Below are 17,704 nucleotides of genomic sequence, written 5' to 3' on the forward strand. Positions count from 1 at the left end.
TGGTGAGGACAGCAGCGGCGCGCCTTTCGCGGACAAGGCCCGCCCCGGCGGCCTTCATTCTTGCCCGCGAAAGCCGCGCATCAGAACAGTCTGGCCAGCAGTGCGCTGACCGCGGTTTCCACCCGCAGGATGCGCTCGCCCAGCTGCACCGGGGCCAGGCCGGCCGCGGCGAGCTTGTCCACCTCGTAGGGAATCCAGCCGCCTTCCGGGCCGATGGCCAGGGTCACCGGCCCGTCGATGGCGCGCGGGCAGGCCGGGTAGTCGCCCGGGTGGCCGAGCAGGCCCCGGGTGCCGGCGGCCAGGGCCGGCAGGCGGTCCTCGACGAAGGGCTTGAAGCGTTTCTCGATGATGACTTCCGGCAATACGGTATCGCGCGCCTGTTCCAGTCCTAATACCAGCTGCTCGCGAATGGCAGCCGGTTCGAGGAAGGGGGTCTGCCAGAAGCTCTTTTCCACCCGGTAGCTGTTGAGCAGTACCAGCCGCGGCACGCCCATGGCGGCGACGGTCTGCAGGACTCGGCGCAGCATCTTCGGCCGCGGCAGGGCCAGCAGCAACGTCACTGGCAGCTTCGCTGGCGGCGGCTGATCGAAGCTGACCTGAAGCTCGGCCTCGTCGGGCGCCATGCGCAGTAGCGAACCATGGCCCATGGCGCCGCCAAGCTGCCCGACCTTCAGGCTTTCGCCAACCACGGCGCGGTGCACCTGCTGCAGGTGGGTCAGGCGGCGATCACGCAGCAGCACACGGTCATCGGCGATGAAGTCGGCCGGCTCGAGCAGCAGCAGATTCACGGACGGGGTGCGGGCGGCTGTCCGCCGGTATCCGGCGTTTCGTCCTCGGTGTCGCCGCTCGACGACTCTTCGCGCCGCTTTACCATGCTTCCGCAGATCAGCCCGGCCTCGAACAGCAGCCACATCGGCACGGCCAGCAGCGACTGGGAGAACACGTCCGGTGGCGTCAGTACCATGCCGACCGCGAAACAGCCGACGATCACATAGGGGCGGCTCTTGCGCAGGGTCGCGACATCGACGATGCCGACCCAGATCAGCAGAAAGGTTGCCACCGGGATTTCGAACGCCACGCCGAAGGCGAAGAACAGCGTGAGGACGAAATCCAGGTACTGGCCGATGTCGGTCATCATCGCCACGCCTTCCGGTGTCACGCTGGCGAAGAAGCCGAACATGATCGGAAACACCACGAAGTAGGCGAAGGCCATGCCGCCGTAGAACAGGAAGATGCTCGATACCAGCAGCGGTACGGCGATGCGCTTCTCGTGCTTGTACAGCCCTGGGGCGATGAAGCCCCAGATCTGGTGGAGGATGATCGGCATCGAGAGGAACAGCGCGACCATCAGCGTCAACTTGAACGGCGTCAGGAACGGCGAGGCGACACCGGTGGCGATCATCGTCGCGCCTTCCGGCAGATAGGCACGCAGTGGTGCGGCGACCAGTGCGTAGATCTGCTGGGAGAAGTAGAACAGGCCGCCGAACAGCAGGCCGATGGCGGTCACGCAGCGCAACAGACGCCTGCGCAGCTCGGTCAGGTGGGCGACCAGCGGCATTTCCTGATCATTGATGAAAGGCTGGTTCATGGCTCGGGCGATCTGTCGGGGCGGGGAGTGGGCGCCGGCTCGACGCTGCGCGTCGTTTGCGCAGGCGATGCGGCGATGGTGCCGTTGTCCACACTGGTGCTGGAACTTACCGCGGCAGGCGGCGGTGAGCCTGTGCTTTCGCTGGCGGCGGACGCATCGCTGCCGCTGGTACCGCTGGGCGATGCGGGCGGCATGATGCTTTGCTTCATCTCCCGCTCGAGGTCGAGGATGCGCTCGTTGTGCAGTTGCCGACGGATCTCGTCGGCACCGATCTCGCGCTCGACCTCGGCCTTGATGTTGCTGAAGCTGCGCTTCAGCCGGCCGATCCACAGGCCGGTGGTGCGTACCGCACCCGGCAGGCGTTCCGGGCCGAGCACCAGCAGCGCCACCAGGCCGACCAGCAGCAGTTCGGTGAAACCGATATCGAACATCAGGACGTGCTCACATCAAAAGGGAAAGCGGTCGCGCGGCGAGGCTTCGTCCGCGTGTCCGCATCGAACGTATGCCTAGTCTTTCTTGGTCGGTTCTTCGACCTTGCGCGCCTGCGCGTCGATGGTGTGGTTCTGCTTGTCTTCGACGCCGGGCTTCTCCTCTTCGGTGCCCATGGACTTGCGGAAGCCCTTGATCGCATCGCCGAGATCGGAGCCCAGGCCTTTGAGGCGCTTGGTGCCGAACAGCATGATGACGATGAGCAGGATGATCAGGAGTTGCCAAATGCTGATGCCGCCAAAACCCATGGTGATTTCTCCGATGTGAATCAGGTTTGCGGACGCGCGGCTTTTTCCGCGTGTCCGGAGAGACCGAAACGCCGGTCCAGTTCATCCAGTACCGCCTGCGGATGCTGGTCGAGCGCGGCCAGCATGACCAGGCTGTGGAACCAGAGGTCGGCGGTTTCGTAGATCAGGTCGCGGGGATCACCGCTCAGCGCGGCATCCTTGGCAGCGAGAATGGTTTCCACCGACTCTTCGCCGACCTTTTCGAGAATCTTGTTCAGGCCCTTGTGATACAGGCTGGCGACGTAGGAGCTGTCCGGCGCCGCACCCTTGCGGGCTTCCAGCACCTCGGCCAGACGGGTCAGGGTGTCACTCATGCTTGTGCTCCGCATAGATGGCGTGCGGGTCCTTGAGAACCGGCTCGACGACCTTCCAGGCGCCGTTCTCGAAGACACGATAGAAGCAGCTTTCCCGCCCGGTGTGGCAGGCGATGCCGCCGATCTGCTCGACCATCAGGATGATCACGTCGGCATCACAGTCCAGGCGCAATTCGTGCAACTGCTGCACATGCCCGGACTCCTCGCCCTTGCGCCATAGCCTGGCACGGGAACGTGACCAATAAATTGCACGTTGCTCCTGCGCGGTCAGTGACAGCGCTTCGCGATTCATCCAGGCCATCATCAGTACGCGGCCGGTCCTGTAGTCCTGGGCGATCGCCGGGACCAGGCCGTCGGCATTCCAGTTGATTTCGTCCAGCCAGTTCATCGGATTCTCCGCTCAATGCGCCAAGTGTGCCAGCCCGCACGGGCGATGGCTATCGGCGCACCACGATGTAGATGCCGGCCAGCAGCATGACCCATGCCGGCCAGGCGGTGATCGCGACAAGGTTCTCTGCGCTGGCTGCCAGCGTGGCGCCGCTGCCCAGCAACAGCGCACCGGTCAGACGTAGCGGCCAGCCCTGGTGGCGTTCATGCCATGGCGGCGGCGGATTGTTCGCGTGGGGGTGTGACATGCGCTCCAGCAATTCGCGGGTCATGTGCGCCAGGTGGGGCAATTGCTCGATCTGCGCGTGCACGTTCTTGATCAACTGCTTGGGGCTCATGCGCTCGCGCATCCAGCGCTCAAGGTACGGCTGCCCAGTGCTCCAGAGGTCAAGGTCCGGGTACAGCTCGCGACCGAGGCCTTCGATGTTGAGCAGGGTCTTCTGCAGCAATACCAGCTGTGGCTGCACTTCCATGTTGAAGCGCCGCGCCACCTGGAACAGGCGCACCAGCAGCTGGCCGAAGGAGATGTCCTTCAGCGGCTTCTCGAAGATCGGCTCGCAGACGGTGCGGATCGCCGCCTCGAATTCGTTGACCTTGGTTTCCGCCGGCACCCAGCCCGAGTCGATGTGCAGCTGGGCGACCTTGCGGTAGTCACGCTTGAAGAAGGCCATCAGGTTGCGCGCCAGGTAGTCCTGATCCTCCGGCGTGAGGCTACCGACGATACCGAAGTCCACCGCGATGTACTGCGGGCTCCAGGGCTGGTGCGTGCTGACGAAGATGTTGCCGGGGTGCATGTCGGCATGGAAGAAGCTGTCGCGGAACACCTGGGTGAAGAAGATCTCCACGCCGCGCTCGGCCAGCTGGCGCATGTCGGTGTTCTGCCGTGCCAGCCCGGCCATGTCGGTCACCGGTACGCCGTAGATGCGTTCCATGACCAGCACCTGGGGGCGGCAATAGTCCCAGTAGACCTGCGGCACGTAGAGCAGCGCGGAGCCTTCGAAGTTGCGCTTGAGCTGGCTGGCGTTGGCCGCTTCGCGCAGTAGATCGAGCTCGTCGTAGATGGTCTTGGCGTAGTCGTCGACCACTTCCACCAGGTGCAGGCGGCGGGCATCGATGGAGATGCGCTCGGCGGTATTGGCCAGCATGAACAGCCAGGCCAGGTCCTGGCCGATGATCGGCCGCAGATTCGGGCGCACCACCTTGACCACTACCTCCTCGCCGGAACGCAGTTTGGCCGCGTGCACCTGGGCCACCGAGGCGGAGGCCAGCGGCTTGCTGTCGAAGCGGGCGAAGATTTCTCCCACCGGAGCGCCCAGCTGGCGCTCGATCAGCGCCGTGGCGACGGCTGAATCGAAAGGCGGCACGCGGTCCTGCAGCATCGCCAGCTCTTCGGCGATATCCGGCGGCAGCAGGTCGCGACGGGTGGAGAGGATCTGGCCGAACTTGATGAAGATCGGTCCCAGCCCCTCCAGCGCCAGACGCAGGCGTGCGCCACGCGACAGCTCGCTGCGCCGGCGCGGAACCCAGCGCCAGGGCAGCAGATAGCTGGTGCCGCGCAACCACCAGGGCATCGGCAGGTCGAGAATGATGTCATCGAGGCGGTAGCGGATCACCACCAGCAGGATGCGAAACAGGCGGCGTGCGGCGGCGAACAGCTTCATTCGGGGCGATCTGGATTCAGGTTGAGGGCGAGGCGCTCGACGCGCGCTTCGAGTCGGTCGAGGGCAAGTTTCATGTCATCCAGCTCGTCGAAACGCGCCTGGGCTTCGGCCTGGCCGACCAGTGCACGGGATTCCTCGCTGAGGTAGTCGGCCAGATCCTGGCGCAGCGAGCCGGCGCTATCGCGTAGCCAGCCCAGCGGATTGCGCAGGCTCGAATCGACCAGCTGCGCGCCGACCGGGCCGAACCAGCGGGAAATTTCGTAGGCCCAGTCGAGTTCCAGATCCTGCAGAACTTCCGCCAGGTTCATCAGCAGGGCGCTGTCCCCGTCGATCTCGACCTCGGCGCCATGCAGCACGGCGGTCTTGTTGCGGCTGCCAGCCAGGCGCAGCAGGCTGCTCGCCGGCGCGCGCAGGCGGCAGTCGGCGTCGCTGCCCCAGTCACCGGCCAGGCGCAGGCCCTCGTCGTCGGCAAGGATGAACAGCCGCCAGGCCGGCGCCGTGCAATCGATCTCGATGACCCGGCCGCTCAGGCGCGCCAGTCGCGGCAATGCCGAGGGGTCCAGGCGCAGGAGGCGATTGATGCCGCGCTCGGCGCCGGCCAGCAGGGCAGTGCGCAGCATCAGGGTTTGATGCCGCGATGCAGGGCGACGATGCCGCCAGTCATGTTGTGATAGCTGACGCGCTCGAAACCGGCGCTCTCCATCATGCCCTTGAGGGTTTCCTGATCCGGGTGCATGCGGATCGACTCGGCCAGGTAGCGATAGCTCTCGGCGTCGTTGGTGATCAGCTTGCCCATCATCGGCAGCAGGCTGAACGAGTAGGCGTCGTAGGCCTTGGAAAACAGCTGGTTGGTCGGCTTGGAGAATTCCAGTACCAGCAGACGGCCGCCCGGCTTGAGCACGCGCAGCATGGAAGCGATGGCGTCTTCCTTGTGGGTGACGTTGCGCAGGCCGAAGGCGATGGTGACCACGTCGAAGTGATTGTCCGGGAAGGGCAGCTTCTCGGCATCGGCCTGGACGAACCTGACGTTGCCGGCCACGCCCTTGTCCAGCAGCTTGTCGCGGCCGACCTTGAGCATCGAGGCGTTGATGTCGGCCAGCACCACCTCGCCGGTGGGGCCGACGATGCGCGAGAACTGCCGGGTCAGGTCACCGGTACCGCCAGCGATATCCAGCACGCGATTGCCGTGGCGAACGCCGGACAGCTCGATGGTGAAGCGTTTCCAAAGCCGATGGATGCCCCCCGACATCAGGTCGTTCATCAGGTCGTACTTGGCGGCCACGGAGTGGAACACCTCGGCTACCTTCTGCGCCTTCTGGCTCTCCGGCACGTTCTTGTAGCCGAAATGGGTGGTCGGTTCTGCGTCACGCTCTTTGCGGGGATCGGTCATGTCACTGTCACCGGGAGAATGTGCCGCGCATTCTAAACCCAAAAGCAGCCACAAGCTTCAAGCCGCAAGCTACAAGTAAAAAGCAGGAAAAAGCGTGACGGCTCTCTGGGCGCCAGCTACCAGCTGATTCGCTTGCAGCTGCTGCTATAGTGCGCGCCTTTTCGGGCGCAGCCAGGGAGTCCACATGGCCCAGATCATCGTCGAACGTTCCCACAGTCTCGGTCGCGATGCGGCGCGAGAGAAGGCCGAGCAGTTGGCCGGGCGGCTGGCCAGCGAGTATGGCGTGCGCTGTCAGTGGCAGGGCGATGTGCTGGCGGTCAAACGCAGCGGGGCGGACGGCCGCATCGAGGTGCGCGAGGACAGCGTCAGGGTGCAGCTCAACCTCGGCCTGCTGCTGTCGGCGATGGGTGGCAGTATCAAGGGGCAGATCGAGCGCGCGCTCGACCATGCGCTGCAGGCCTGACTGGCGAGCGGCTGCGACCTTTTACCGCAACTGTCGTGACGCGGTTCGGTGGCCGGCAGCAGGCTCCGCCCCGATCAGGCTGACCGCAGCAGGCGGTGGTTGCCGTCTCGTTCAGGTTCGCCATGTCTGCACGGCATAGGCACACCTGCCTGATGTTCGTGGTCCGGCACTATTCGTAGAGAACCTAGAGGCGAAAGCGCCCGACGCGCTGCTGCAGGTTCTCGCCGAGGCGAACCAGTTCCTGGCTGGCGCAGGCGTTGCGTTCGCCGGCCGCTGCGCTGCGTTCGGCGACGTCGCGCACGCTGACGATGCTGCGGCTGATCTCCTCGGCGACGCTGCTCTGCTGTTCGGTTGCCGCGGCGATCTGCTGGTTCATCGTATCGATTGCGGCGATGCGCTGGCTGATGTCCGTGAGCAGGCTGCCGGCGCGGCGGGACAGGCCGACGGTTGCATCGCTCAGCTCGCGACTCTGCTGCATCGAGTCCATGGCCTGTTGCGTGCCGTGCTGCAGCGCTTCGATCAGTTGCTGGATTTCTTCGGTGGATTGCCGGGTGCGCTGGGCCAGGCCGCGGACCTCGTCGGCGACCACGGCGAAGCCGCGGCCCGCATCACCGGCCCGGGCGGCCTCGATGGCGGCGTTGAGGGCGAGCAGGTTGGTCTGTTCGGCAACGTTGCGGATCACCAGCAGGACACTGCCGATCGCCTGGCTGTCGTCTTCCAGGCGCGCCATGGCATCGGCCGAGCCGGCGACCTGCCTGGCGGTGCGCTCCATCCGGCTGATCATCTGCGCCACCAGTTCGTCGCCCTCCTGCGCCTGCTGCCCGGCTTGCTGGCTGGCCTGCGCGGTGTCCACCGCATAGCGCGCGACTTCCTGTACCGTCGCCGCCATCTGCTCGATGGCCGTGGCGACCTGGTCGGTCTCCTGCTTCTGCTGGTCGATGTCTTCACGGTTGCGGCTGGATACCGCCGACAGGCCGCTGGCCGCCTCGCCGAGCCGTAATACGTCCTGACCGATACCGCCGATGAGCTGGCGCAGACTGTGCTGCATATCGAGCATGGCGCGCTGCAACTGGCCGAGTTCATCGCGTCGATCGACCTGTAGCGACTGCCCCAGGTCGCCGTTGGCGATGCCGCCGGCGAAGGTCAGCGTGCGCCGCAGCGGGATGGTCACCTGCCGGGCGATCAGCCAGGCGGTGGCGCTACCCAGCAATAACGCCAGCGCGGCGCCGATCAGCAGTTGGATCTGGCTGCGCCGCTGTGCGTCGGTCAGGTGCCGCTTGTGGCGCTCGGCCAGTGCCTGCGCGTGCTGGCCGAAATCATCCGCACTACGCTGAAGCTCGGCACGGGCCCGCTGGCTGTTGGCCAGACTTGTCTGCAGCTCCGCCAGGGCATCGCGGTAGCTCTGCAGCATGCCGTCGACCAGGAAAAGTTGCGAAGCCAGCGACGGGCCGAGGGTCTTGCGCAGACGCGAGAGCAGGTCGAAAGTGCGGCCGAGCGCCTTGCTGGCAGCGTCGGCGGCGGCCTGGTCCGGGCGTACCCGCAGGGTTTCGACATGCTGGCGGGTCAGCAATAGCTGGTCGACCAGTTCGGCAAGGCCGCGTACGTCGGCCAGCCCGGCGGGGATGTCGTCGCTGAATTCCAGTGCGGACAAAGCCTGACGCTGTAATGAGCCGAGGCTCAGTGTGCTGGCGTCGGCATGGTGGATCAGGGTGTCCTCGGCTTTCCGGTGAGCCTGGGCTGCGGCCAGTAGCGCTTCGACTGCAGCCTGGTAGCGCTGCAGGTCCTCTTCCAGCACGGCCATGTCGGCGCCGATGGAGCCGGTCAGCCGGGCGATGGCCTCGTGCAGCGCGGCAATGTCCTGCTGCAGTTGTTCGGCATGGGCCGAGTCGCCCTCGAGAATCAGGCGCAACTCCACCAGCCGGGTGCCGAGCGCCGCGCGGTCGAGCTCGTTGAGCGCTCCCAGCGTGTCGCTGCCGGACGCCAGATCCAACAGGCCGCGCTGGCCGATCAGCATCACCGCCAGGGTCAGCAGCAGGGTCAGGCCAAAGCCGAGGGCGAGTTTGCGGCCAACCGATAGATTGGCCAGTAAGGACGAGAGAGGGGACATCCGCGGACTCCGACTGAAAACCTGACCGACTGTGCAAGATTCGGGTCAGGTTCGCGGCTTCCTGTCAGGGCTGCACCAACGCGGCATTTCCCGCCCTGGCAACGTCATTGCGTGCTCAGCCGTGGGGCGTGGCGGCTCGCCCGTGCTCCCTGGCGGCGCATTGGTGAGGGTTGGCTGGGGCCTGCGAAGCCCAACGAACGGATCGTTATACGGCGTGTGCATGTCGGGTGTCGGCGCTGCGCGCCTCAACCCAACCTACAGCATCAGTCGTACCGCTGAGATGTCCGGGTCGCGGGATTTGCCGGCGTCCGCCAGCGCCTGCAGATATTCGCTCCACAACGCCTGCTGGTTGCGCGCCAGGCGTTCCAGGTATTCCCAGGTGAACAGTCCACTGTCGTGGCCGTCGCTGAAGGTCAGCTTCAGCGCGTACTGGCCGGCGGGCTCGATCTGCTCCAGGCCGACGTTCAGCTTGCCGGTCTGCAGCACCGGATTGCCATGGCCCTGTACTTCCGCCGAGGGCGAATGCACGCGCAGGAATTCGGCGCTGAGCACATAGCGCTCGTCGGCAGCGTATTCCAGTTCAAGGGTCTTGGATGCCTTGTGCAGCTTGATTGCGGTGGGGATGCGCATGGATCAGCTCCAGGCCCCAAACCGCAAGCGACAAGTCGAAGCAGAGCCTGCTTGCGGCTTGCAGCTTGCGGCTGGTGGCTGCTTTTAAAGGATATAGCGCGACAGGTCTTCGTCCTGCGCCAGCTCGCCGAGGTGCTCGTTGACATAGGCGGCATCGATGCGGATCGCCTCGCCATCCTGCTTGGCGGCGATGTCGCCGGCGCTGAAGGAAACCTCTTCCAGCAGTCTTTCGAGCAGCGTATGCAGGCGGCGTGCGCCGATGTTCTCGGTCTTCTCGTTGACCTGCCAGGCAATCTCGGCAATGCGCTTGATGCCGTCGTCGAGGAATTCGATGTGCAGCCCCTCGGTCTTCAGTAACTCGCGATACTGCTCGGTGAGCGCCGCATGCGGTTCGGTGAGGATGCGCTCGAAGTCTTCCGGCGACAGCGCCTTGAGTTCGACGCGGATCGGCAGGCGGCCCTGCAGTTCAGGCACCAGGTCGCTGGGCTTGGACAGGTGGAAGGCGCCGGAGGCGATGAACAGGATGTGGTCGGTCTTGACCATGCCGAGCTTGGTGTTGACCGTGCTGCCCTCGATCAGCGGCAGCAGGTCGCGCTGTACGCCTTCGCGGGAGACGTCGGCGCCGCTGGTGTTGCCACGCTTGGCGACCTTGTCGATCTCGTCGATGAAGACGATGCCGTTCTGCTCCACGGCCTCCAGGGCGCGCGCCTTGAGATCTTCTTCGTTGACCAGACGCGCGGCTTCTTCGTCGCGGATCAGCTTGAAGGCTTCCTTGATCTTCAGCTTGCGGCTCTTCTTCTTGCCCTTGCCCATGTTGGCGAAGAGGTTCTGCAACTGGTTGGTCATCTCCTCCATGCCGGGCGGGGCCATGATCTCCACCCCGGCCGGGCTATCGGCCACCTCGATGTCGATCTCCTTGTCGTCCAGCTGGCCTTCGCGCAGGCGCTTGCGGAACAGTTGGCGGGTGTTGGAATCGCTGCTATGCACCGGCTCTTCGCTGAAACCCACCGGACGTGCCGGCGGCAGCAGGGCATCGAGGATCCGCTCTTCGGCGGCGTCCTCGGCACGGTGGCGCATCTTGTGCACTTCCTGTTCGCGCAGCATCTTCAATGCCGCGTCGGCCAGATCGCGAATGATCGATTCGACGTCGCGGCCGACATAACCGACTTCGGTGAACTTGGTCGCCTCGACCTTGAGGAACGGCGCATTGGCCAGCTTGGCCAGGCGGCGCGCGATCTCGGTCTTGCCGACACCGGTCGGGCCGATCATCAGGATGTTCTTCGGGGTGACTTCCTGGCGCAGCTCGGCCGGCAACTGCATGCGCCGCCAGCGGTTGCGCAGGGCGATGGCGACGGCACGCTTGGCGTCGTCCTGGCCGATGATGTGGCGGTTGAGTTCGTGGACGATCTCGCGGGGCGTCATGGACATTTTTTCAATACTCCGAGAGCTGAGCAGGGAACGAACAGGCAGCTTGAAAAACGTAGGCGAGGCGGGCAAGACAAGGCAAACACAGGCGAGGACGCGGGGCTTAGTGGCCTAAATGAGCAGGCCGACTGGGCTCGCAATCGAGCCTGTGTTTAACGCAGTATTGCCAACGCAGCTAGTTTTTCATCGGCCGGTCAGATCGCGCTGTCCAGCTCCTCTATGGTCAGGTTCTGATTGGTGAACACGCAGATGCTGCCGGCGATGTTCAGGGCCGTCTCGGCAATTTCCTGGGCCGACATGTCGTCGCCGGCCTTGAGCAGCAGCGCCTTGGCTGCGGCCTGGGCGAAACCGCCGCCGGAGCCCATGGCGATCAGGTCGTCTTCGGGCTGCACCACGTCGCCGTTACCGGTGATGATCAGCGAGGCGTCCTTGTTGGCCACCGCCAGCATGGCTTCCAGGCGGCTCAGCGAGCGATCGGTACGCCAGTCCTTGGCCAGCTCGACGGCGGCACGAACCAGATGCCCCTGGTGCTTCTCCAGTTGCCCCTCGAAGCGTTCGAAGAGGGTGAAGGCGTCCGCCGTGGCGCCGGCGAAACCGGCCAGCACCTGGCCGTGATACAGCCGGCGGACCTTCTTGGCGTTGCCTTTCATGACGGTGTTGCCGAGGGAAACCTGGCCGTCGCCGCCCATGACGACTTTGCCGTTGCGGCGCACTGAAACAATGGTGGTCAAGGGAATTTCTCCACACTGCGGGGCGATGTCTGCCCGATTGCGGTTGATATGGGGGATTGCCGGCAGCTTTTCAACGGCGGCCGGCGAGGTTCATCGGCCGCCGTCGTACGCTGCTGGCGCCTCGTACTGCGCATTCGGCTGCTCAGGCAGGCCCGGGTTGTTCGCTACGCTGCGGGCGACTGGGCTGGCGCGGCACGTCGCCGGCAACCGCCGCGGCGATCAGCTTGCGCAGGCGCACCGGAATCGACTTGGCCGCCGGCACCTTGCTGCGTTCGGCGTGGTGCCAGACCGGCAGCAACGCGTTGCATTCGGGGTAATAGCCGGCGCAGCAGCCCTCGGGAATGTTATAGGGCGTCACCCGCAGCGGGCTGACCGCACGGTGCACTCCATCGTCGACCACGGTGATCGCCTCGATGCGGTCGCCTTCGGCCAGGCCGAGGCGGACGATGTCGTTGCGGTTCATCAGGATCACCGCGCGGGTGCCATGGATACCGCGGAAGCGGTCGTCGTAGCCGTAGACGGTGGTGTTGAACTGGTCATTGCTGCGCAGCGTCATCATTTGCAGCACGTCGTGCTGCTCGTGGCCATCTTCTTCGGTATCCGGGTCGGCGACCAGTGACGGCGGGTTGATGAAGTTGGCCTTGCCGGACTCGGTGTCCCAGCGTCGCTCGCTGGCGCCGAGCGGACGATGGAAGCCGCCGGGCTCCATCATGCGCACGTTGAAGTCGTGGAAGATGTCCGGGTAACTCTCGGCGATGGCTTCGCGTATCAGGCTGTAGTCCGCAACCCAGGCGTCCCAGTCCAGTATCGGGTTGGGCGCCAGCGTGGCCTTGGCCAGTCGCGCGATGATTGCGGGTTCCGACAACAGCATTGCATCGGCCGGCTCGGCAGCGCCGCGCCAGGCGCGGATGCAGCCGGTGCTGTCCTCGGTGGTGTGACGCTGCTCGCCGGTGGCCTGGCGGTCGATCTCGGTGCGCCCGAGACAGGGCAGGATGTAGGACACCTCGCCGGTGATCAGGTGGTTGCGATTGAGCTTGGTCGACACCTGGACCGACAGCCTCAGCCTGCGCCAGGCCGGCTCCATCTGCAGGGTGTCGGGAATGGCGCGGACGAAGTTGCCGCCCAGGCCGATGAAGCCGCGGATGCTGCCATCGAGAATGCCTTCGCAGGCTTCCACGGTGTTCACGCCGTCATCGCTCGGTGGCTCGAAGCCGAACTGTCGGCGCAGGTTGTCCGCCGGGACCTTCGCCGCCTTTTCGGTGATGCCGACGGTGCGCTGGCCCTGCACGTTGGAGTGACCGCGCACCGGCAGGATGCCTGCGCCTTCCTTGCCGATGTTGCCGCGCAACAGCAGCAGGTTGACCAGCATCTGTATGGTCTGCACGCCGTAGCGGTGCTGGGTGAGGCCCATGCCATAAGGTGCTATCACTCGTTCGCAGCGCGCATACACCGTCGCTGCCGCTTCCATCGCCGAGCGGCTGAGCCCCGAGCGGCGCTCCAGTCGCGCCCAGCTGTAGCTGCGAATGCGCTGCTCGAAATCCTCGAAGCCATGGGTGTGCTGCTCGATGAAGGCGATTTCGAGCACGCGCTTGCGACCCTCGGCGACGGCCTGATCGTCCATGTCGAACAGCGCCTTGCACATGCCTGCTATGGCAGCCATGTCACCGCCGATGACGAGCTGATGATACTGGGTGCTGATCACCGTGCTGTCCGGGGTGAGCATTTCGCGCGGCGATTGCGGGTTGACGAAGCGCTCCAGCCCGCGCTCGCGCAACGGGTTGAAGGTGACGATCTGCGCGCCGCGCTCACGGGCTTCCTGCAGTTGATGCAGCATTCGCGGGCTGGAGGTACCGGTGTTGTGGCCGAAGAAGAACAGCCCGTCGGTGTGCCTGAAGTCGTTCAGGGTGACGGTGGCGACGGGCACGCCGATGCTCTCCGGCAGCGCCACCGACGTGCTCTCGTGGCACATGTTGGAACTGTCCGGCAGGTTGTTGGTGCCGTACATCCGCGCCAGCAGGCCATACATGTATGCCGTCTCCAGTGCCGCGCGGCCGGACATGTAGAACACCACCTGGTCGGGATCGGCCATGGCCCTGAGTTCGGCACCGATCTCGGCGAAAGCTTCGTCCCAGCTGACCGGCTGGTAGCGGTCGCTGATCGCGTCATAGCGCAGCGGCTGGGTCAGCCGGCCCTGCTGCTCCAGGTCGAAGTCGCTCCAGTTGAGCAGTTCGCTGACGCTGTGCCTGGCGAAGAACTCGGGGCCGCAGCGCAGCGAAGTGTTTTCCCAGGCGGTGGCCTTGGCGCCGTTCTCGCAGAACGACAGCGGCTTCGCCGGGTGCGGCTTGGCCCAGGCGCAACTGACGCAGGCGAAGCCGTCGATGGGCTTGTTCTGCTTGAGCAGCAGTCCGATGCCGGCCGGCGAGACGCGTTCACGCAGCAGGATATTGGCGACGGAGTAGGCCGACCCCCAGCCGCCGGCGGGTGCGCGGTAGGGCCTGAACTTGATCTGGGACACGTCGTTTCTCCTTCTGCCAGGGGAGCTTGTCTGTGTACGACGGGACCCGAGCCGGATCGTTCAGGGTGCTTTGTCACAAGGTTGTGCGGCTCACTCCATGGCGAAGCCGTGCTGGCGCCAGGCCTCGTACACCGCGACGGCCACGGTGTTGGACAGGTTCAGGCTACGACTGTCGGGGCGCATCGGCAGACGCAGGCGCTGCTCGTTTGGTAGTGCATCGCGGATCTCCGGCGGCAGGCCGCGGCTTTCCGGACCGAACAGCAGCGCATCGCCGCGGCGATAACGCACCTCGTGAAACGGCTGCGAGCCCTTGGTGGTGAAGGCGAACAGCCGTGGGCCATCGGGATTCGTCTGGTCGATGCCGATCCGCTGCAGGCAGGCCGGCAGATCGGCGTGGCGCTCCAGCGTGGCGTATTCGTGGTAGTCCAGCCCGGCGCGGCGCAGGCGTTTGTCGTCCAGCTCGTAACCCAGGGGCTCGATCAGGTGCAGGTGGCACCCGGTGTTGGCGCAGAGCCTGATAATGTTGCCGGTATTGGGCGGAATTTCCGGTTGGAACAGGATCACGTGAAACATGCGCAGCACCGAGGTTGAAGACCGGCGGCATTCTACCGAGAAGGACCCGATGCGGCGCATACGCAGGACCTTTTTCGGTTCGCTGGTGCTGATCGGGCTGCTGGTCGGCCTGATGATCGGCCGGCTCACCGCACCCGGGCCGGTGCAGCTGGAAACCATCAAGGTACTGCCGCAGGGTTTGGCGCTGCGCTTCGATCGCGAACCAGAAGTATACGGTGAGCATCTCGAGGGCGCCGTCGCGCTACTGTTCCAGGCGCAAGGCGAGGCGCAGTCCGGTCAGTTGCAGATCGATGGGGTGCGCGTGGCCTGGCGGCTGCAGGACACCGAAAAAGGCCTGCTGCTGCATCTGGTCGCCGCCCGCCCATTGCGGGGCGAATGGGCCGGGCGGGCCGAAGCCGGCGGCTGGCGGTTTCAGGTGCGAGTCGCGCCGTAGCGTGGATGGCCGAAGCCATCCACGCGGATACGGTGCCGGATCATCACCAGGCATATCCATGGCCGCTGCGCGTGGAAAATCGCTTTGCGGGTTTTCACCCTGCGATTCAACCAGCCTCCGGCGGCTCCGCTTGCACAAAGCGTGCAGCGCACCACACGGGAGCATGGACTCAGCTGTCGTCCCCGTCCTCGTCGTCCCCGCCATCGACGCGCATGCCCAGTTCCTTGATCTTGCGCGTCAGCGTGTTGCGCCCCCAGCCGAGCAGCAGCGCGGCGTCGCGACGGCGACCGGCGGTGTGCTTGAGCGCGGTTTCGATCATGATGCGCTCGAATGCCGGCACCGCCTCGTCGAGCAGGTTGCTCTGGCCACGCGCCAGTGCCTGGTCGGCCCAGTTGCGCAGTGCCTGTTCCCAGTTGTGCGCCGGTTGCGCCTCGGCCTGCTGGTTGAGCAGCTCCGGCGGCAGATCGTCGACGTGTACCTCGCGCCCGGAGGCCATCACCGTGATCCAGCGGCAGGTGTTCTCCAGTTGGCGCACGTTGCCCGGCCATGGCAGGTGCTGCAGGTACTCCTTGGTTTCCGGCTTGAGCACCTTGGTTTCCACCGAGAGCTCGTGCGCGGCGCTGGCGAGGAAATGCTCGGCCAGCGCCGGGATGTCCTCGCGACGATCGGACAGGCGCGGGATATGGATGCGGATGACGTTCAGCCGGTGGAACAGGTCTTCGCGGAACTTGCCGGCCTGCACCAGGGTTTCCAGATCCTGGTGCGTCGCGGCGATGATGCGCACGTCGACCCGTACCGGCGTATGGCCGCCGACCCGGTAGAACTCGCCATCGGCCAGGACCCGCAGCAGGCGAGTCTGGGTGTCGGCCGGCATGTCGCCGATCTCGTCGAGGAACAGGGTGCCGCCGTCGGCCTGCTCGAAGCGGCCACGGCGCTGGTTGGCCGCACCGGTGAAGGCGCCTTTCTCGTGACCGAACAGCTCGGATTCCATCAGGTCCTTGGGGATCGCGGCCATGTTCAGCGCGATGAAGGGTGATGCCGAACGCGGGCTGTGGCGGTGCAGGGCGTGGGCGACCAGCTCCTTGCCGGTACCGGATTCGCCGTTGATCAGCACGGTGATATTGGAGTGGCTGAGGCGGCCGATGGCGCGGAACACCTCCTGCATCGCCGGCGCCTCGCCGATGATCTCGGGCGTGTGGTGGCGGTTGGCCGGCTGCTGCTGGTTCTGCTGTTCCTGCGCATGCTGGTTGGCGCGCTTGACCAGCGACACGGCGTCATCGACATCGAACGGCTTGGGCAGGTACTCGAAGGCGCCGCCCTGGTAGGACGCCACGGCACTGTCCAGGTCCGAATGGGCGGTCATGATGATCACTGGCAGGCGCGGGTACTGCTCGCGAATCTGCGAAAGCATGTCCAGGCCACTGATACCGGGCATGCGGATGTCGGAGATGATCACATCCGGCTGCTGGCGCGCCAGCCGGGCCAGCACGCCGTCGGCACTGTCGAAGCTCTGCGTGGCCATGCCTTCCTGTTGCAGGGCCTTCTCCAGGACCCAGCGGATGGAGCGGTCGTCGTCGACGATCCAGACGTTTTCGCTTCGACTCATGCTGATATGGCTCCTTGTTCCAGCGGGAGGAAAATCGAGAAGACGGTGTGCCCGGGGTGGCTCTCGCACTCGATCAGGCCCTGGTGCTGACTGATGATGTTCTGGGTGATGGCAAGGCCCAGCCCGGTTCCGTCCGGGCGGCCACTGACCATGGGATAGAAGAGCGTGTTCTGCAATTCGGCCGGAATGCCCGGGCCGTTGTCGATGATCTCGATACGCGCCACCAGGCGATGGCGAATATGGCCGATGGTGAACTGGCGCAAGGTGCGGGTGCGCAGGGTCAGGCGGCCGAGCCCCAGTTCGTTCTGCCCGGCGAGCGCCTGCATGGCGTTGCGCATGATGTTGAGCACGGCCTGGATCATCTGCTCGCGATCCATCAGCACTTCGGGAATGCTCGGGTCATAATCGCGCACCAAAATGATGCTTCCCTGGCACTCCGCTTCGATCAGGCTGGCGACATGTTCGAGTACTTCGTGAATATTGGTCATCGCCAGCGACGGCAGCTTGTTCGAACCGAGCATGCGGTCGACCAGATTGCGCAGCCGGTCGGCCTCTTCGATGATGACTTCGGTGTAGTCCTTCAGATGCTCTTCGGGCAGCTCGCGAGCCAGCAGCTGCGCCGCGCCGCGAATCCCGCCCAGCGGGTTCTTGATTTCATGAGCCAGGCCGCGAACCAGCATCTTGGTGGTTTCCTGCTTGGACAGCTGGGCCTCTTCCTTGGTGATGCGCAGCAGGCGGTCGCGCGGCAGCACTTCCAGCAGCAGCATGGTTTCCTGGCGTGTCAGTACCGGGGTCACGGCGTAGTCCACGGTCAGCGACTGACCGGTGGCAGAGGTCAGGGTGGCTTCGCGCTTGGTGAACGGATGGGCTTCTTCCACAGCCTGGCGCAGCGCGGCGAGGGCCTCGGATGATTCGGTGAACAGCTCGCTGATGAATTGCCCGTGGCTGCGCTGGCCGCTGACGGCGAGCAGCATTTCGGCGGCCGGATTCATGTATTCCAGGCGCAGGCGCGAGTTGAGCAACAGCGTCGCGGTGGTCAGATTCTCGATCAGCAGGCGTTGCAGGGCTTCGTTGATCATGGCTGGTCTGCGTCCGGATGTTCAGG

19 protein-coding genes are annotated in these 17,704 nt (G+C 65.2%); 2 read left to right on the plus strand and 17 right to left on the minus strand.

Features of this window, described 5'->3' with window-relative positions:
- Nucleotides 1-80 precede the first annotated feature (80 nt).
- From B597_RS34995 to ubiE, 9 genes are all read right to left on the minus strand, one after another.
- A complete protein-coding gene (locus tag B597_RS34995; protein ID WP_003297248.1) occupies nucleotides 81-788 on the minus strand; it encodes a 16S rRNA (uracil(1498)-N(3))-methyltransferase in 708 nt (235 codons plus the stop codon).
- Nucleotides 785-1,588, minus strand: a complete 804-nt coding sequence (gene tatC / locus B597_RS35000) for a twin-arginine translocase subunit TatC (RefSeq protein ID WP_003297249.1) — start codon at nucleotides 1,586-1,588, stop codon at nucleotides 785-787. The genes B597_RS34995 and tatC overlap by 4 nt, the downstream gene beginning before the upstream one ends.
- Complete coding sequence (tatB, locus tag B597_RS35005) at nucleotides 1,585-2,019, minus strand: Sec-independent protein translocase protein TatB (RefSeq protein ID WP_003297251.1); 435 nt, start codon at nucleotides 2,017-2,019, stop codon at nucleotides 1,585-1,587. Before tatB ends, tatC begins: the two co-directional genes overlap by 4 nt.
- A 75-nt stretch (nucleotides 2,020-2,094) precedes the next feature.
- Nucleotides 2,095-2,325 carry a twin-arginine translocase TatA/TatE family subunit gene (gene tatA, locus B597_RS35010; protein ID WP_003297252.1) on the minus strand — a complete coding sequence of 77 codons (231 nt, stop codon included), beginning with the start codon at nucleotides 2,323-2,325 and terminating at the stop codon, nucleotides 2,095-2,097.
- Between the two features lie 20 nt (nucleotides 2,326-2,345).
- Entirely contained in the window at nucleotides 2,346-2,678 is a 333-nt protein-coding gene (locus tag B597_RS35015) for a phosphoribosyl-ATP diphosphatase (protein WP_003297253.1), read from the minus strand.
- Nucleotides 2,671-3,066 carry a phosphoribosyl-AMP cyclohydrolase gene (gene hisI / locus B597_RS35020; RefSeq protein WP_003297256.1) on the minus strand — a complete coding sequence of 132 codons (396 nt, stop codon included), beginning with the start codon at nucleotides 3,064-3,066 and terminating at the stop codon, nucleotides 2,671-2,673. The genes B597_RS35015 and hisI overlap by 8 nt, the downstream gene beginning before the upstream one ends.
- Nucleotides 3,067-3,115: 49 nt before the next feature.
- Entirely contained in the window at nucleotides 3,116-4,726 is a 1,611-nt protein-coding gene (gene ubiB / locus B597_RS35025) for a ubiquinone biosynthesis regulatory protein kinase UbiB (protein ID WP_003297258.1), read from the minus strand.
- Nucleotides 4,723-5,346: a ubiquinone biosynthesis accessory factor UbiJ gene (locus tag B597_RS35030; protein WP_003297260.1), complete on the minus strand. Its 624-nt coding sequence runs from the start codon at nucleotides 5,344-5,346 to the stop codon at nucleotides 4,723-4,725. Before B597_RS35030 ends, ubiB begins: the two co-directional genes overlap by 4 nt.
- Nucleotides 5,346-6,116: a bifunctional demethylmenaquinone methyltransferase/2-methoxy-6-polyprenyl-1,4-benzoquinol methylase UbiE gene (gene ubiE / locus B597_RS35035; RefSeq protein ID WP_003297262.1), complete on the minus strand. Its 771-nt coding sequence runs from the start codon at nucleotides 6,114-6,116 to the stop codon at nucleotides 5,346-5,348. The genes B597_RS35030 and ubiE overlap by 1 nt, the downstream gene beginning before the upstream one ends.
- A 184-nt stretch (nucleotides 6,117-6,300) precedes the next feature.
- Between ubiE and B597_RS35040 the strand changes: the two genes are divergently transcribed.
- The gene (locus tag B597_RS35040; protein ID WP_003297264.1) at nucleotides 6,301-6,579 is read left to right on the plus strand and encodes a polyhydroxyalkanoic acid system family protein; all 279 of its coding nucleotides are present in this window, start codon (nucleotides 6,301-6,303) and stop codon (nucleotides 6,577-6,579) included.
- A gap of 184 nt (nucleotides 6,580-6,763) precedes the next feature.
- Here B597_RS35040 and B597_RS35045 read toward each other — a convergent pair whose 3' ends face one another.
- The 6 genes from B597_RS35045 to B597_RS35070 all read right to left on the minus strand — a co-directional run bounded on the left by B597_RS35045 (nucleotide 6,764) and on the right by B597_RS35070 (nucleotide 14,560).
- Nucleotides 6,764-8,686, minus strand: a complete 1,923-nt coding sequence (locus B597_RS35045; RefSeq protein WP_003297266.1) for a methyl-accepting chemotaxis protein — start codon at nucleotides 8,684-8,686, stop codon at nucleotides 6,764-6,766.
- A 255-nt stretch (nucleotides 8,687-8,941) separates the two neighbouring features.
- Complete coding sequence (locus B597_RS35050; protein ID WP_003297267.1) at nucleotides 8,942-9,316, minus strand: gamma-butyrobetaine hydroxylase family protein; 375 nt, start codon at nucleotides 9,314-9,316, stop codon at nucleotides 8,942-8,944.
- Between the two features lie 84 nt (nucleotides 9,317-9,400).
- Nucleotides 9,401-10,744 carry an ATP-dependent protease ATPase subunit HslU gene (hslU, locus tag B597_RS35055; protein WP_003297269.1) on the minus strand — a complete coding sequence of 448 codons (1,344 nt, stop codon included), beginning with the start codon at nucleotides 10,742-10,744 and terminating at the stop codon, nucleotides 9,401-9,403.
- Nucleotides 10,745-10,935: 191 nt separating this feature from the next.
- Nucleotides 10,936-11,472: an ATP-dependent protease subunit HslV gene (gene hslV, locus B597_RS35060; RefSeq protein ID WP_003297271.1), complete on the minus strand. Its 537-nt coding sequence runs from the start codon at nucleotides 11,470-11,472 to the stop codon at nucleotides 10,936-10,938.
- 142 nt (nucleotides 11,473-11,614) lie between these two features.
- Nucleotides 11,615-13,987, minus strand: a complete 2,373-nt coding sequence (locus B597_RS35065; RefSeq protein WP_003297272.1) for an FdhF/YdeP family oxidoreductase — start codon at nucleotides 13,985-13,987, stop codon at nucleotides 11,615-11,617.
- A gap of 90 nt (nucleotides 13,988-14,077) precedes the next feature.
- On the minus strand, nucleotides 14,078-14,560 hold the full coding sequence (locus B597_RS35070; protein ID WP_003297274.1) for a tRNA (cytidine(34)-2'-O)-methyltransferase: 483 nt from the start codon (nucleotides 14,558-14,560) through the stop codon (nucleotides 14,078-14,080).
- Here B597_RS35070 and B597_RS35075 point away from each other — a divergent pair.
- Nucleotides 14,559-14,993 (plus strand): hypothetical protein, encoded by a 435-nt coding sequence (locus B597_RS35075; protein WP_024162054.1) that lies wholly within the window; start codon nucleotides 14,559-14,561, stop codon nucleotides 14,991-14,993. The two genes, B597_RS35070 and B597_RS35075, sit on opposite strands and share 2 nt — an antisense overlap.
- 169 nt (nucleotides 14,994-15,162) lie before the next feature.
- Here the strand turns inward: B597_RS35075 and ntrC are convergent, their stop codons facing one another.
- Nucleotides 15,163-16,599: a nitrogen regulation protein NR(I) gene (gene ntrC / locus B597_RS35080; RefSeq protein ID WP_024162055.1), complete on the minus strand. Its 1,437-nt coding sequence runs from the start codon at nucleotides 16,597-16,599 to the stop codon at nucleotides 15,163-15,165.
- Nucleotides 16,596-17,678: a nitrogen regulation protein NR(II) gene (gene glnL, locus B597_RS35085; RefSeq protein WP_003297277.1), complete on the minus strand. Its 1,083-nt coding sequence runs from the start codon at nucleotides 17,676-17,678 to the stop codon at nucleotides 16,596-16,598. The genes ntrC and glnL overlap by 4 nt, the downstream gene beginning before the upstream one ends.
- Nucleotides 17,679-17,704: the final 26 nt, after the last annotated feature.

Source organism: Stutzerimonas stutzeri KOS6, assembly GCF_000307775.2.
GTDB lineage: Bacteria > Pseudomonadota > Gammaproteobacteria > Pseudomonadales > Pseudomonadaceae > Stutzerimonas > Stutzerimonas stutzeri_B.

Coding starts and splice junctions, on each gene's coding strand:
- B597_RS35015 (WP_003297253.1), bottom strand. CDS start 2,678: ATGAGTGACACCCTGACCCGTCTGGCCGAGGTGCTGGAAGCCCGCAAG.
- tatA (WP_003297252.1), bottom strand. CDS start 2,325: ATGGGTTTTGGCGGCATCAGCATTTGGCAACTCCTGATCATCCTGCTC.
- tatB (WP_003297251.1), bottom strand. CDS start 2,019: ATGTTCGATATCGGTTTCACCGAACTGCTGCTGGTCGGCCTGGTGGCG.
- B597_RS35045 (WP_003297266.1), bottom strand. CDS start 8,686: ATGTCCCCTCTCTCGTCCTTACTGGCCAATCTATCGGTTGGCCGCAAA.
- hisI (WP_003297256.1), bottom strand. CDS start 3,066: ATGAACTGGCTGGACGAAATCAACTGGAATGCCGACGGCCTGGTCCCG.
- B597_RS35075 (WP_024162054.1), top strand. CDS start 14,559: ATGCGCAGCACCGAGGTTGAAGACCGGCGGCATTCTACCGAGAAGGAC.
- B597_RS35050 (WP_003297267.1), bottom strand. CDS start 9,316: ATGCGCATCCCCACCGCAATCAAGCTGCACAAGGCATCCAAGACCCTT.
- ntrC (WP_024162055.1), bottom strand. CDS start 16,599: ATGAGTCGAAGCGAAAACGTCTGGATCGTCGACGACGACCGCTCCATC.
- hslU (WP_003297269.1), bottom strand. CDS start 10,744: ATGTCCATGACGCCCCGCGAGATCGTCCACGAACTCAACCGCCACATC.
- glnL (WP_003297277.1), bottom strand. CDS start 17,678: ATGATCAACGAAGCCCTGCAACGCCTGCTGATCGAGAATCTGACCACC.
- B597_RS35070 (WP_003297274.1), bottom strand. CDS start 14,560: ATGTTTCACGTGATCCTGTTCCAACCGGAAATTCCGCCCAATACCGGC.
- ubiB (WP_003297258.1), bottom strand. CDS start 4,726: ATGAAGCTGTTCGCCGCCGCACGCCGCCTGTTTCGCATCCTGCTGGTG.
- B597_RS35030 (WP_003297260.1), bottom strand. CDS start 5,346: ATGCTGCGCACTGCCCTGCTGGCCGGCGCCGAGCGCGGCATCAATCGC.
- tatC (WP_003297249.1), bottom strand. CDS start 1,588: ATGAACCAGCCTTTCATCAATGATCAGGAAATGCCGCTGGTCGCCCAC.
- ubiE (WP_003297262.1), bottom strand. CDS start 6,116: ATGACCGATCCCCGCAAAGAGCGTGACGCAGAACCGACCACCCATTTC.
- B597_RS35040 (WP_003297264.1), top strand. CDS start 6,301: ATGGCCCAGATCATCGTCGAACGTTCCCACAGTCTCGGTCGCGATGCG.